The organism is Bacteroidales bacterium (genome assembly GCA_012517825.1).
In the GTDB taxonomy this organism is placed as follows: domain Bacteria; phylum Bacteroidota; class Bacteroidia; order Bacteroidales; family JAAYUG01; genus JAAYUG01.
On record JAAYUG010000105.1, the window covers coordinates 13695 to 27914 of the forward strand.

11 protein-coding genes are annotated in these 14220 nt (G+C 46.3%); 4 read left to right on the forward strand and 7 right to left on the reverse strand.

Annotated features, from left to right (window positions below; genetic code table 11):
- Positions 1–4: 4 nt before the first annotated feature.
- Genes GX419_07000 through GX419_07015 form a run of 4 tightly spaced genes read right to left on the reverse strand, consistent with a single transcriptional unit; the run spans position 5 to position 4927 of the window.
- The gene (locus GX419_07000; GenBank protein NLI24433.1) at positions 5–1432 is read right to left on the reverse strand and encodes a hydrogenase 4 subunit F; all 1428 of its coding nucleotides are present in this window, start codon (positions 1430–1432) and stop codon (positions 5–7) included.
- Between the two features lie 2 nt (positions 1433–1434).
- Positions 1435–2049: a hypothetical protein gene (locus tag GX419_07005; protein ID NLI24434.1), complete on the reverse strand. Its 615-nt coding sequence runs from the start codon at positions 2047–2049 to the stop codon at positions 1435–1437.
- 5 nt (positions 2050–2054) lie between these two features.
- On the reverse strand, positions 2055–2975 hold the full coding sequence (locus tag GX419_07010) for a hypothetical protein (protein NLI24435.1): 921 nt from the start codon (positions 2973–2975) through the stop codon (positions 2055–2057).
- A complete protein-coding gene (locus tag GX419_07015) occupies positions 2972–4927 on the reverse strand; it encodes an NADH-quinone oxidoreductase subunit E (GenBank protein ID NLI24436.1) in 1956 nt (651 codons plus the stop codon). The genes GX419_07010 and GX419_07015 overlap by 4 nt, the downstream gene beginning before the upstream one ends.
- A 479-nt stretch (positions 4928–5406) precedes the next feature.
- On the opposite strand from GX419_07015, the gene GX419_07020 reads away from it, so the two are divergent.
- On the forward strand, positions 5407–6396 hold the full coding sequence (locus GX419_07020) for a phosphotriesterase (GenBank protein ID NLI24437.1): 990 nt from the start codon (positions 5407–5409) through the stop codon (positions 6394–6396).
- Between the two features lie 211 nt (positions 6397–6607).
- Here the strand turns inward: GX419_07020 and GX419_07025 are convergent, their stop codons facing one another.
- Genes GX419_07025 through GX419_07035 form a run of 3 tightly spaced genes read right to left on the reverse strand, consistent with a single transcriptional unit; the run spans position 6608 to position 10244 of the window.
- Positions 6608–7555, reverse strand: coding sequence for a radical SAM protein (locus tag GX419_07025; protein NLI24438.1), 948 nt, complete (start codon positions 7553–7555; stop codon positions 6608–6610).
- Positions 7556–7600: 45 nt separating this feature from the next.
- On the reverse strand, positions 7601–9334 hold the full coding sequence (locus GX419_07030) for an acetylxylan esterase (GenBank protein NLI24439.1): 1734 nt from the start codon (positions 9332–9334) through the stop codon (positions 7601–7603).
- 19 nt (positions 9335–9353) lie between these two features.
- The gene (locus tag GX419_07035) at positions 9354–10244 is read right to left on the reverse strand and encodes a prohibitin family protein (protein NLI24440.1); all 891 of its coding nucleotides are present in this window, start codon (positions 10242–10244) and stop codon (positions 9354–9356) included.
- Positions 10245–10382: 138 nt separating this feature from the next.
- On the opposite strand from GX419_07035, the gene GX419_07040 reads away from it, so the two are divergent.
- The 3 genes from GX419_07040 (at position 10383) to GX419_07050 (ending at position 14218) form a co-directional block, all read left to right on the forward strand.
- Positions 10383–10988, forward strand: a complete 606-nt coding sequence (locus GX419_07040) for a TetR/AcrR family transcriptional regulator (GenBank protein NLI24441.1) — start codon at positions 10383–10385, stop codon at positions 10986–10988.
- Between the two features lie 105 nt (positions 10989–11093).
- Positions 11094–13481: an MMPL family transporter gene (locus GX419_07045; GenBank protein NLI24442.1), complete on the forward strand. Its 2388-nt coding sequence runs from the start codon at positions 11094–11096 to the stop codon at positions 13479–13481.
- 5 nt (positions 13482–13486) lie between these two features.
- The gene (locus tag GX419_07050) at positions 13487–14218 is read left to right on the forward strand and encodes an outer membrane lipoprotein-sorting protein (GenBank protein ID NLI24443.1); all 732 of its coding nucleotides are present in this window, start codon (positions 13487–13489) and stop codon (positions 14216–14218) included.
- Positions 14219–14220 lie beyond the last annotated feature (2 nt).

The following is a 14220-nucleotide window of genomic DNA, read 5'->3' on the forward strand; positions in this document are numbered from 1 at the left end:
TTTTTCAGTTTGGAAGCATAAAGAAACTCTGGTTGATTATTTCGGCAAGAAAAGGCGGCTGGACAAAACACAAAGCAATAACCACCGCAAAAAGTATGAACTGGGTGATGGTCTCTGCCGGGTTCACCTTTCCCGGAGGCAGGGGCGTGGCATATTCCTTTGGTTCCGAATAGGCAATATGCAGGATTCTGGTACTCATTGCGTAAATAATGAAACTGATCAGCACCATGACAATAACAGCCAGGATCCATCTGCCCTGAAAGATCATGCCTTTGAAAATAAAGAATTCGGCCAGAAACATGCCGGAGGGAGGAAAAGCCAGAATCAGAATCATTCCGGTAATCAGTACCAGGGCTCCGGCAGGGTAAGCATTCATGTATTTTCCGGTTTCATCGAGTTTGAAGGTGTGAAGAACGCGGTGCAGTTGACCCATCTGAAAGAAAAGCCCTGATTTCACAAACGAATGGAGAACTATCAGGAGAAATGCACCATAATATGCCTGGCCGCCAATGCCAAGTGCAATGGCAACCAGTCCCATGTTTTCCAGACTCGAATAGGCCAGCATGCGCTTTACATGCTTCGCCTTGAGCATATAGCCTGCCGCAATCAGAAGAGACAATACTCCCGAAAGGATCAGGGCATTGTTCATAAACCCCAGCACAGGTGAACTGGCAAAAAGAGTGTATACCCTGAAAATAGCTATAAATCCAACGTTCATGAGGGTTGTGGAAATGAGTGCACTGATGGGGGGAGGGGCAACGGAATGGGCATCAATTGTTACGGTGTGCATGGGGAAAAGCCCCATTTTTGTGCTGAAACCTACCAGCACAAACAGAAAGGCAATTTTAAGGTACAGGGGATTTACTGTGTTTATCATTCCTGCAAGGTCTTCAAATGACAGGCTGGCAGCATCTTCACGACCATAAATAAACCCGAGAAACAGAATTCCGAGGTAGGCAAGTGCAATCCCTGTGGAACAGATGAAAACATATTTCCAGGTTGCTTCGAGGGCTATTTCTGTCCTGTCATGGTAAATGAGGGCTGCTACGGCCAGCGTAGTGGCTTCCACAAAAATCCACAGAACCGTCATATTGTTGGCAAGGTATGCTCCTGTTATGAAGGCTGCCAGGGCAATGAGTGATGAATGGTAAATGCTGTATTTCCGTGCATCATCCCCGGCAACATATATGAATCCGTGGTAAACCACCGGAAGAAGCAGAAATGCCAGAACGGACATCAGCAATACACCGGAATGATTGAACGTGAAATATGTGAGCTCGGTATTCCCGATATTTTTCCATGCATAAACAGTAACGGCAATATGTGCAGCGGAAAAAAGGAGCATGATCATCCGGATTATGGCCTTGTTCCGGATCAGCAAGGTCAGGATAGCCAGAATAACCGACAAAGCAAAGAATGCGAAAAGTCCCATATTCAGTCTTTTAATCTGGTAAGTTCATTGGTATGTGCCTTCAGCCTCAGCCCGAAGAAGCCAAGGATCAGAACGCCGACAAAAATATCGAGCAGTATTCCCACATTGATCAGCATTGGCATTTTGCTGCCCATGGCTAAGGAGAAAAAGAACACCGCGTTTTCGATAATCATGAAACCAATCAGATGGGAAACAATCAGGCGGTGGGTAACAATCAGTATCAGTCCTGTGAACAGCGCAAAGAGAGCAATGGTCATATAAATCGTACTTACGTAATTGTTCATCATGGATGCGGCCAGAACAACGCTTATCAGAAGGGACGCAATCGAAAAAAGCAAGGTGTAAAAGGCCGGCATGGCCAGACGGTGCACTTTGGTTACACCCGAAGCATCAACAATCTTCGACAGCAGGAAGGGCATAATAAACGCTTTGAAAAGCAGGGTTTCTGAAATGATAAACAAGAGATTGCCGAGATTGATATCGCTGAGTTCAAACAGCGCAATGCCGCACAATAACAACCCCTGAAGCCCGATCAGCCGGATATAGGTTATGATTCTCTCTGTCGAAGCAAAGTATACCAGAGTTAATGCAAACGCAACAATCAGGTAATTGATCATGTCAGTTAATTTAAGAATCGTTCACCAAGCAGCAGGATAACAATAAATGCAATCCAGGCAACTCCTGATATGGTTAAAATGTACTTTGGATTCTTATTCATTTTATTTCTTGCCCTGAATGATTCAATAAGGCCGACAGCCAGGGCGAGCAGAACCTGAATAGCAACGAAACTGACGAGCTGAACAGGGAATGGCCAGGCAGGGGGTATGGTCAGGTTAAAAATGAGAAGCCCGTAGAGGGCAAATTTAATATAGGTGCCCAGGTGTATGAGAGCTTTGTCAAAACCGCTGTTGTCCAGAATCATCACTTCGTGAATCATGGTGAGTTCCAGATGGGTTTTGGGATCATCTACCGGCAACCGGCAGGTCTCGACCATCGCTGTCTGCAGGAAAACAAAAATCCCAAGCAATCCGAAGATCAACATGAAGTTGTTTTCTGACAGATAGAAATTGGAAAAAATGTCAGTAAATGAAGTAAATCCGGTTGCCATAGCAAAGGATGCCATCAGAATGAAGAAAGCCGGTTCCAGCAGCATGGAGAAAAAGGCTTCGCGGTTGGCTCCCATTCCTTCAAAACTGCTTCCGGTATCAAGGGCGGCAATGATGGAGAAAAATCGTCCAAGTGCGATGAGATACGAGAAGAAAATAAAATCGCCCTCAAAGGAAATGAGGGCTCCGTATTTTCCAAAGGGAATGAACAAGGCGGCACATAAAACCGTAGCCAGGTTTATGGCCGGAGCGATCTGGAAAATACTGCCCGAGGTAGTGCTGAAAACACTCCCCTTTTTCAGGAGTACGCTGATGTCTTTGTAGGGCTGAAACATACCGGGACCTTTCCTGCCTGATGCAATGCTTTTGGTGCGAAGAATGATCCCCGGGATAATCAGGGCTGCCAGAAAAACAGCTATAATACCTGCACTGTTCATAATAGTTTTAAATAGGTCAGAATCAGAACAAGAAGCATGAAAAGAAAGGCATACAGAATGTAATGCTGTATCTTTCCTGTCTGCATGGCGGCTATGCGTTTCAGTACGGAAAGACCCCAGTTGGCAGGTTTGTCCGTAAGATATTCCTTGATAATGTCTTCACTATGCGATACAAAGGTTCGTTTATCCGGAAAAATTTCATCTTCCCTGATCTCGGCCATGATCTTTCTGGTATGAAGAAGAGGCTTTGCCAGGTGATTGTAATTATATACGTAGGAAGTAGCCGTGTATTGATGCCGGGGAGTAACAGCGGTATACCCGCACCCCCAGGTAGGTTGGCAGGCAACAGGACGGTTTTTGAGATGCTGCCGCCTGTATAGCAAAAGGAGCACAACCAAACCAATAAAAATTCCTCCGGCAAGGTTGATTCCTGTCAGGTTATTCAGAACCGGAGCCGCCAGGTCGGCTGCTTCCGGAAGAAATGTTGCCTGCTGAACAATCGAAAAAACAGGTCGGGCAAACCATGCCGATAAAAGCCCGATGGAAATGATGAACAGCACCGGGATGAACTGCGGCAGAATGGTGGAAAACGCGGCTTCTTTTGCCTCAGCAGCTTTTTGGGTTCTGGCTTCTCCCAGGAAAACAATCCCAAATGCTTTGGTGAAACAGAAGATAGCCAGCCCTCCGATCAGCGACAGAGCGACAATGGTGGATATAAGTATGATAGCCTGGTACATGGATGATGCGGGAAGGCTTTTGAACATTCCGATGTAGATAAGATATTCCGAAATGAAACCGTTAAAGGGAGGTAATCCGCAGATAGCCAGTGATCCGATAAGAAAAAACAGGGCGCTCCAGGGCATTTTTTTCAGCAGTCCCCCCATTTGCTCTACGTTCCGGGTATGGGTAGCCTGATATACTGCTCCTGCACTGAAGAAAAGCAGCGATTTGAAGAGCGAATGGTTCAAAACATGCAATAACCCCCCACCGAATCCGGTAATAATGAGAAACGGATTGTGGACAGCCAGTCCGATTACACCCAGCCCGGTTCCGATACCGATAATACCTATGTTTTCAATACTGTGATAGGCGAGCAGCCTCTTAATGTCGTGCTGCATGATGGCCATCATTACGCCCAGAATACCTGAGAGTATCGAAACAATAAGTATTGTAAGGCCGATGGAAAGAAAATCATTCTGCAGTTGAAAAACTACCCGCAGGATCCCATAAATACCCATTTTTATCATAACACCCGACATAACCCCCGAAACGTGCGATGGCGCTGCCGGATGTGCGTCAGGTAACCAGGTATGCAGGAAAAGAAAGCCGGCTTTTATGCCAAAACCAATAAAGAATAAAAGAAACAGACCAAAATTCGGATGGGTCGAAAAATATGCCGGCAATGAATCAAAGCCTGTGATTCCCGTTTCCCTTCCTGCAATGAGAAATGCTATCAGCAGAAAGAACATGCCGATATGCATCTGCACCAGATACCGTATCCCTGTTTTCAGCGTAGCCTTGTCCTCCGCATCGAATATCACAAGAACAAAGGAAGAAACAGCCATTATCTCCCACGCAATAAGAAAAGCCAGGCCGTCCCTCAGCATGACCACCATCAGCATGGAATAATGCAGAAACAGGTACGAAAAGTAATGGATGGAGAGCTGAATATCGCTTTTGGAGTTCAGGTATGGCTTCAGATATCCGTATGCATACAAAATACCTGTTACTACGGTAAGGTTGATCACGAAAATGAAAAAAGCGGAAAGCCTGTCAATAGTAAAAATCAATCCGCTGTCAGCACCGAAGGGATAGATCTTTATTTCCTGAATCTGATCCAGACTGCTGAACAAATCAAAACTCCAGCAGGATGTTAAAAAAACGCCTGCCAGCACCAGTACCAGGGTCAGGTAGTATTTCCATTTTTTGGTTACCAGAAATATACCCGTCATAAGACCGAACAGGCAAATCGCGAAAATTGCTTGAGGAATCATTGGATGAACTTAACTGGGCTGCAAAAGTAAAAAAAAATCAGATGATCACTTTAGACCACATGGCTCATGAGAATTTCGCAATGTGCCACTAAGGCCGCTTCCCCTTCGTTCCAGCGGGGTTTGTCCGTATGCCTCCGCAACTATCCAGCCCACTGCGCATTGGTTCGCTTGCTCTTCTAATGTGCAATCCGGACGTAAAAAACTGATAAATGTAACTCCTGTCCTTACTGATGTTTAGAGGTATCTTATGTCCATGAATTGATCTTTCAATGCCAGCCCATTCAGCAGGAAATGAACCGAATGCAATTCAAAATAAATCATGGGAGCTTACCACAGAAAAAACTTCAGCAAGAGGTACTCTGACATAAATATTTTTACTATTTTGTCCTTCAAATCAGGCGAGTATGAATATCCGGAAATTTCATCGGGCATGTATCATGCCTCTTTTATCTCTTTTGCTAATATTTTCCTGTTCAAGGGAGCAGGAGATTATTATGAGCGTGAAAGGGAAAATACCTTCCGATAGTATGGGCATTACCCTGGCACATGAACACATTCTGGTCGATTTCATAGGTGCCGATAGCACCGGGTATCATCGGTGGAACCGCCAGGAGGTTCTCTCAAAAGTACTGCCCTACCTGCTCGAAATAAAAAATATGGGGGTAAAAACCCTGGTGGAATGCACTCCTGCCTATCTGGGCAGGGATCCGTTGTTACTCAGAATGCTGTCAGAACAATCCGGCATAGCGATTCTCACCAATACAGGATATTACGGAGCCATTGGCAAGAAAGCGCTTCCTCCTCATACCTGGACAGAACCGGCAGAGCAACTGGCCGGCAGGTGGATTGATGAATGGAAAAACGGGATCGAGAATACTGGTATCAGGCCGGGTTTTATTAAAATTGCCGTGCAAAGCGATAGCCTGCTCGATTCAATCCATGAAAAAATCGTTCGGGCGGCTGCGCTTACCCACCTGAAAACCGGTCTGACCATCAATGCCCATACCGAATCAGCTGCTGCGGCCCGGGCTGAATTGAAAATTCTCCAAAACGAAGGAGTTTCCCCCCGTGCATTTATCTGGACGCATGCCCAGATTGCCCAGCTTTCTGATCATATCGACCTGGCCCGGCAGGGAGTCTGGGTTTCTTATGATAATGTAACAACCGACAGTGCGGAATTGAAAAAATATGTTTACCTGCTTTCCGAAATGAAAGCCCATGGCCTCCTTGACCGGGTGATCCTTTCGCATGATGCCGGATGGTATGACGTGGTCAATCCGGCAGGAGTGACTTTCCGACCTTATACGGCCATTTTCACACACCTGATTCCTGCACTGAAAAGCCATGGATTTACTGACCGGGAAATTTCCCTGCTCCTGATGGACAACCCGCGGAAGGCATATACAGTAAGGGTACGGAAAAAGTAAAGCAATTGCTTTGGGCAGATAAAGCTTAATTCCAATGACTATTGATGTAACGACAAACCAGACAATTGAAAAAAAATATTTGCAGATGAATCAGGTTTAACGAGAGCATAGCGAGAGGTATTGAATTCCAATATCCATGGTGACCGCTCTGTTAAATGAGGGATGCGTTCGCACAATGCCGGCAATATAATGGATTGCGGCCAGCAAATCCTTATTCAAACGGATGCTCCCTGCTGAAATCAGGGCGATAGTGCCCGTGGCTTCCGGGATCCTGCACCCACCCGTTCCTGAAACCAAGCCGGTACATTTCCTCTTTTACGCTTTCGTATTCCTCCTCGTACAGCGTTCTTTTCAATGATGCCGGACCCCTGGTCAATGGCGTCGGATAATACTGTGACATCAGGGAAATATATACACCGGTGGAAATATTTTCTGCAATAAACCGCAGTACTTTTTTGCTTTCTTCAATGAACCCGGGAATGACAAGGTGGCGAATGATCAAACCCCGCCTGGCAGTTCCATCTTCCGAGAAATGCAAACGGTTGCCGCGCTGACGGTACATTTCGGTGATTGCCGAAGCGGCATAAAACGGATAATCCTCTGCATCCGAAAGTTCTCCTGCAACGGCAGGAGTAATGTATTTGAAATCAGGCAGGTAGATGTCCACCAGGGAGTCGAGCATGCGAATGGTCTCCGGTTTTTCGTACGCATTGGTATTCCATACAATGACAGGCCGGTACCCGCGGGCATGCAATTCATGGATCACAGAAACTGCCTGGGGAGCAACATGCGAGGGTGAGACAAAGCCCACGGAATGATAGCCCGCATCAAGTTTTTCCGCAATGGAATCTGCCACTTCTTTCAAAGACCAGTCCCTTATCCCTGAATTTGTTCCGTAACCGCAAACCGCTTCGAAACCGGGTTTGCCATAAAAACTGATTTCGTAATTCTGGCAAAACACACAGCGCAGGTTACAGCCGGCAAAAAACAGGTTGATGATACCCCTTTCTCCGCTTATAACCGGTTCCTCTCCGCGATGAATGCAAATTGATGCAACAGGGATGCCGGCTCCTGTGCGGCAATATCCCGACGGCTTCTCAAGCCGGTTGGCATGGCAATTGCGCGGACACAATGTGCAGTCAGCAAGATCAGTATGTATTCCCTCACGGGTCGCCTGTTTGTGGTCTTTTCCCTGCTCCATCGGTTACTCTAATCCGAAAACTTTTCTGATGAAGGAAATCTTGCGTTCCTGAAATTCTGAAGGCAATCCATGACCGCTTTCGGGATAGGCAATGTATTCCTTCGGTACGTTCAGCTGATTATATGCTGCAAAATTAATATGCGGGGGACAGATATTGTCCATGAGGCCGACAGCCATTAAGACAGGACATCTGACCCAGGGCGCCAGATTTTTGATATCAATATAGCTCAGCGTTTCGAACACCTTGTCCCAGCCCATTTCGGGGTGCTGTCTGACGTAGGCCTCGAATTCGTTGGCAGGCCAGGTAGCACAGCGGAAATAATCCCTGAAATCAGATAAAAAAGGAACCTGTGGAACGGCAACCTTAATGCGCTGGTTGTCGAGGGCTGCTGTAGCGAAGGTTAAAGCCCCTCCCTGGCTTCCTCCTTCAACAGCAATGCGTGCAGTGTCCACCTCCGGCCTGGAACAGAGAAAATCCACTGCCCGAATGCAATCCATGTAAGCACCCCGGTAAATATAATTTTCCTTGTCATGCAACTGAAAGAGGAGATACCCCGGAAATCCCGGATTGACATTGTCTTTGCTGTTACCGTGTCCGCGGATATTGAGGGCAAAGGAAACCATGTCATCCCCCTGGTAAGCCCACTGGGGAATCATATAGGAACTGTATCCCTGAACGTGCAGAATTGCAGGATATTTCCCTGGTCTAACCGGACGACCGTACCATCCTCTGATCAGCACATTCCCCAGAGAACGCATTTCAACCAGGAACCATTCCCGCTTGGGAGTGCAAAGGGAATCGAGCCGGATCATGCGGAACTGAGGTTCAACCGCCGCCAGTTCCTTCCTTGCACGGCGCCAGTATTCGTCGAAGTCCGGCCTGCGGTCAACAGGAGAAACGATGTTTTCCGGATTTATTCCGAAATTAAATCCCTCCTGCTTATTGGCAACAGAACTCACCAGGCTTACTTCCGCGCTGTAAAATCCGGGCGCAAGATCTCCGGCTGCTATACTGATGGTCCGCTTTTGTTTGCCCGGCAGGCTTACTTTCTCGCTGGCCGAAAATACCGGTTCGCCAAAATCGGTTTTTACCTTTATGTTGACGATACCATCTATTTTCCGGCCCGAAGTGTTGGAAACAGCAAGAGGAATGGTAAATGGCCCTTTTCCTGTAACGATTCTGTCCTGGCGGCTGAAAGCAGGGGAAATAACGAGAAAATCTTCAACCCCCGCAGGCTTCAGCTCAACATTTTTTGTGTACATGCCTCCTTCCCCTCCGCCGTCATAAACGCGCACAGCAATCACATTGAAAGCATTCCACCGGATTTTTTCCGGAGGAATGATGCATTTTCTTTCCTTGTCATATGCCGAAACATAGGCGGGAGGGAGATCCCCTGAGGTTGCCACAAGTTCCCCGTTCCAGTAGGTATAATCGGCATCATCAATTCTTCCGAGAGTTAAGACCAGGCCCCCTCCGCCGATAACCTGTTTTTTTAAGGAAGAAGGAATAAAAACTGATTTCCGGTACCAGGCAAAGCCGTCGTATCCTCCATAACCCTGCCGCTCCCATGGAATTCCGGCTGTAATTTCCTTCCAGTGACTATCATTGTATGCTGCATCAGCCCATTGCAGACTATCTCCTGTTTGGAATTTCCATTCGGGCGTCAACAGGTTCTGGGAATTGCATTGCAGAAACACTGCTGTAAAAATCAGCAGGAAAATGTATGTTTTTCTCATATCAGATTTTATTAAGGTATCATTTTGTATCAAGGATCAGCGGCAATCCGTCCTTTCCTGCGCCGATCACAATAACCTTGGTATTGGGTGAATTGGCCAGTTTTTCCGTAGCCTCAATACCTTTCCAGCGCAGAAGTTGTTCGCTGATTCCTTTGGAGACAATATTCTGGAAGTCGGAAATTCCCTGTGCCTCAATCCTCTTTCGGTCGGCTTCCTGCCGCTCCTTGGCCAGAACAAACTGCATGCGCTGGCTTTCTTGCTCTGCACGAAGTTTTTCTTCAATGGCGGCTCTCAGTCCTTCCGGCAGTGCAATTCGCCTGAGGGGAGAAGCTTCGATGACAATTCCGCGCGGTCCGACAATCTTTTGCAGGTCCGTCATAATGATCTGCGCCAGCATCTCACGTTCCGATGTATAAAGGGCCTTTGCTTCGTACCCGGCGGTTACACCCCGCGAAACAGAGCGGAATTGAGGTTCAAGAATGATGTCTACATAGTTTTCTCCGACAGTCTTATATACTTCTCCGGCTTTTTCCGGATCGAGATGGAACAAGACACTTACTTCCAGTTGCACTGTTAATCCTTCTTTGGAAGGAACGTCCATTATCTCTTTGATTTCCTGGGTTTTAACAGAGAATTTGATGACACGGGCCAGCGGATTAACCATGTTGATACCGGCTTTGAGGGTTTTGTCAGATACCTGGCCAAAAAAATCGATTACCCCTACATGACCGGCAGGAATTACGGTAAAGCACTGGCTGATGGCCAGAACGGCCAGTATCAGAGCCAGTACTCCGCTGATCTGCGAGGTGTTTCTGAACAGGGGATTATGTTCTCCGTGAACCTTTTTTCGGGCTCTGTACCAGATGAAAAAGGCCACAAGTAAAATGACGGTGGTAAGGGTAAACAGCATAGAGCCTCCTTGGTTAAATGAAGAAGATTTCGGTGATAAAGATAAGGAGTTTATAGAGAATTGATTTTATTTTGAATAATTTAACATTTTATTCAAAAAAAATGTTATAATTTTGATACGAAATCAAAAAATGATAATATGCTGGCTGAAGCAAGAGAAGTTCCTTCTGATATTCGCGGACAGATCATTGAAGCGGCAAGGGAAGTGTTCAGGCAATACGGTTTCCGTAAAGCCACCATGGATGAAATTGCCGCTCGCGTTGGAAAACAGAAAGGAGCCATCTATTATTACTTCCCCGGAAAAGAAGAACTCTTCAAAGCAATTCTTGAAAAGGAAGCAGACCTTTTCCGGCAGGAACTGGTAAAAGCCTACTCCTCTTTCCGTAAGGCTTCCGATAAGCTCAGGGCCTATGTTAAAGCCCGCATGCTGAAAATCAGGCAACTGGCCAATTATTATGAGGCCATAAAAAACGATTACCTTTCCCACCTGAGTTTTATCAATGATGTGAGATCCCGGTTTGAAAGCGACGAAACGGCACTTATACAGTCCTTCATTTACGAGGGTATTGTTAACGGAGAATTCGAGACCAAAGAACCTTATCTGGCCGCAGTAGCAATAGTTATTGCCATGAAAGGGCTTGAAGTCCCTCTTCTGATCGATGCCGGAGGACCTATGGAAGAACTGGAAAACAGAATTGACAATTTGTTGAATATTCTGTTTTACGGTATTATGAAGCATGCATGAAAGAGATCAAAATGTACGAAAATACCTGTAACGAAAGTTGTATTGATCAGTAAATTTTTTTGAAAGCAATTTGACTATTATAATAAAAAGGTCAAATAGTTAATTATGAAATTCCTGGAAAAATACCCCGATTTTCTGCTGAAATTCAGATGGCTCATATTTTCCCTTATCATTCTTATTACCGTTGCTTTTGCTTTATTTATCCCCCGGCTCCGGGTAAACCCCGATGTGATGAGCTACTTGCCCGATAACGACCCTGAAGCGGTTTTCTTTGACGAAGTAGGCATGGCATTCGGTGGAAATCAGACCGGAGTCGTTGCGCTGAAGGCTGAGAATATTTTTACAACGGAAAATCTTTCTCTTATCTCTGCCATCACCGATTCAATAAAAAACATTCCCGGAGTGGGAACCGTGGTCAGTTTGTCCAATATCATCGATATTCGGGAAGAAGATTCCATGCTGGTTGTAACCCGCCTGATTGACCCCGATAACCTTCCTTCGGATTCTGAAAGTCTTCTTAAATTCCGGGATTATGTGCTCTCCAAAAACATGTACCGCAATTTTCTTGTTTCGGAAGATGCTACCATGAGCAACATTGTGGTTAAAATAAGGGAAGGTTTCGATATACCGCTCGATACCACTCTTACCGGCCGAAAACTGCATCAGTATCTTTCCCAAAAATACCCCGGTTCCATATACAGGTTCATCGAGAGGGGCGATACCGTGCATGTTAAGGTTGATCAGGGCAGGGTAGCCGAAAATATCCGCACGGCTGTTAAAACTTCTTTCCCGGGCTGTCAGATATACTTTGGCGGCCTGCCATTTATGGTGAATGACATAGGGAAAATCATTATGCATGACATCCTGTTCCTTGGACCTATCACATTGCTCGTTATTCTCATTGTCCTTTTTCTTGGGTTCCGCACTATCCGGGGCGTACTGATACCGGTTATCACTGTGGCGGTAGCTGTTATCTGGACTCTGGGGCTTATGGGAGCGCTGGGTTTCGACATAACCCTGGTAAGCAATGTTACCCCTGTTATCCTTCTGGCCGTTGGAAGCGCCTATTCCATTCACGTTTGCAGCCGCATCCAGCTGGCGATGAAAACGGAACAGAATATGGCTTCTGCTGTCAGGAAAGTATTGCCCTATATTGTTGCACCGGTTTTTCTGGCTGCTTTTACCACAGCCATTGGATTCCTTTCATTCATCTATGGTTCCTACCTTGTTATGATCCGCGACTTCGGAATTTTGACATCCTGCGGGGTAGGGTTCAGTTTTTTGCTGGCGGTATTTCTTGCTCCGGTCATTGAACTTATGTTTCCCGGCCAATCAGGCGCTGATGTCCAGGTACCTGATAAGACCAGTTCTTTTGCGAGCAGGATGGCCGTATCGCTATACCGCCTCTCCAGCCGCCATCCCTGGGGAACAATGTTTTTCTGGGGAGTTATTTCTTTGGTAATGGTTTCCGGTGCCTTTTCCATCGAAAGGCGAGTCGACCTGATTGATTATTTCAGAAAGGATCACCCTTCCCGTAAAGCCGAAGAAGAGATAGACCGTCATTTCAGGGGGACCATCCCTGTTTTTGTTGAGGTAACAGGGAATATCCTTTCTCCCGAGGGACTTTCGGTTCTTAAAAAGGTTTCTGACTTTTTTGAGGCATACCCGATTACGGTCCACCCACAGTCAGTTGCACAGCTTTTTGAAGAGATGAACAATCTGATGGGCGAGGGATTGAGAATCCCTTCGGACCAGTCGAAAATTGACAATTTGTGGTTTCTGTTGCAGGGACAGGAGGTGATTGACCAGTTGCTTACACTTGACCAGACAAAAGCTCTGGTTCAGGCAGTGGTAACCACATCCAACAGCATCAAAATGAACCAGCTGGTCGATTCCCTGAACCGTTTCATCCCTGCCATTGGAACATCCGGCTTTACGGTCCGGCAGACCGGTTTCCCGTCGGTTTACAAAAAACTCGATGAAAGTATTGTGCGAAGCCAGTTTCAGAGTATGACCATTGCAATCCTGCTGGTTCTTTTGCTTCTCAGCTTTATGTTGCGGTCATTTTTCAGGGGACTGATTGGAATTGTTCCCATAGTTTGCACACTGGCGGTTCTCTTTGGTTTTCTTGGCTGGAGCGGAATTCCTCTCGATGTGGCTACCGTACTGGTTGCCAGCGTTTCCATTGGGATCGGAATAGATTACTCTATCCACGTAATCAGCCAGTTCCGGCATAATCTGGCGCTGGGTATGGAAGTGGAAGAAGCCCTGAAGGAGACATTCCGTCTTGCCGGACGTTCGGTGATAATCAACTTCCTCTCTGTAGCTGCCGGCTTTCTGGTGCTTACATTTTCAGACCTTGTCCCTCTGCAGCGTTTCGGCGTGTCGGTGGCTCTTACCATGCTCAGCTCCGGGTTCGCTTCCCTTACTCTTTTACCTGCCCTTCTTCTTATTACAAAAAATATCTGGAATCAGCATACACTTAAACAATAAATGCCATGAAAACACGAGCAATTTGCCTGGTTTTCCTCCTTCTGTTTACCGGAGGGCTGAAGGCGCAAAATGCAGGCGACATCCTGAAAAAAATGGATGAAGTGCTTTATGCCTGCAAGGATCAGACGGTAAAAATAAAAATGGTGATAACTGACCGCACCGGAAAGGAATCGGTTCGTGAAGCCGAAACAATTCAAAAGGGAAATTCAATGCGCCTTTTCCGGTTTACGGCCCCGGCTTCGCAGGCAGGTATCGCCTTTCTTTCCCTTCCGGGGGAAGTAATGTACCTTTACCTTCCTGCCTATGGCAAAGAGCGACGTATTGCCTCGCATATCAAAAACCAGAATTTTGCCGGAACAGATTTCAGTTATGAGGACATGGAATCAAAATTGTATGCCGAAAGGTATGATGCTGTTTCCGCAAAACCAGAAGGCGATTCCTACATTCTGGAACTGAAACCCAAACCGGAAAACAAAACCGGATATCCGAAACTTGTGGTGACAGTAAGAAAGGATAATTATTACCCGGCACACGTCACCTACTTTGATAAAACAGGAAAACCAATAAAAGAGCTCGTCAATTCGCGCATTGACAAAAAAGGGAATTACTGGGTTGCTACCGATTTTGAAATGAAAGACCTCATTAAAGGAACCCGTTCGCGGATGATCATTACCGACATTGTTTTTGACCGGAATCTTCCGGATGAGGAATTTACTGTTCGCAATCTGATTCGATAGAA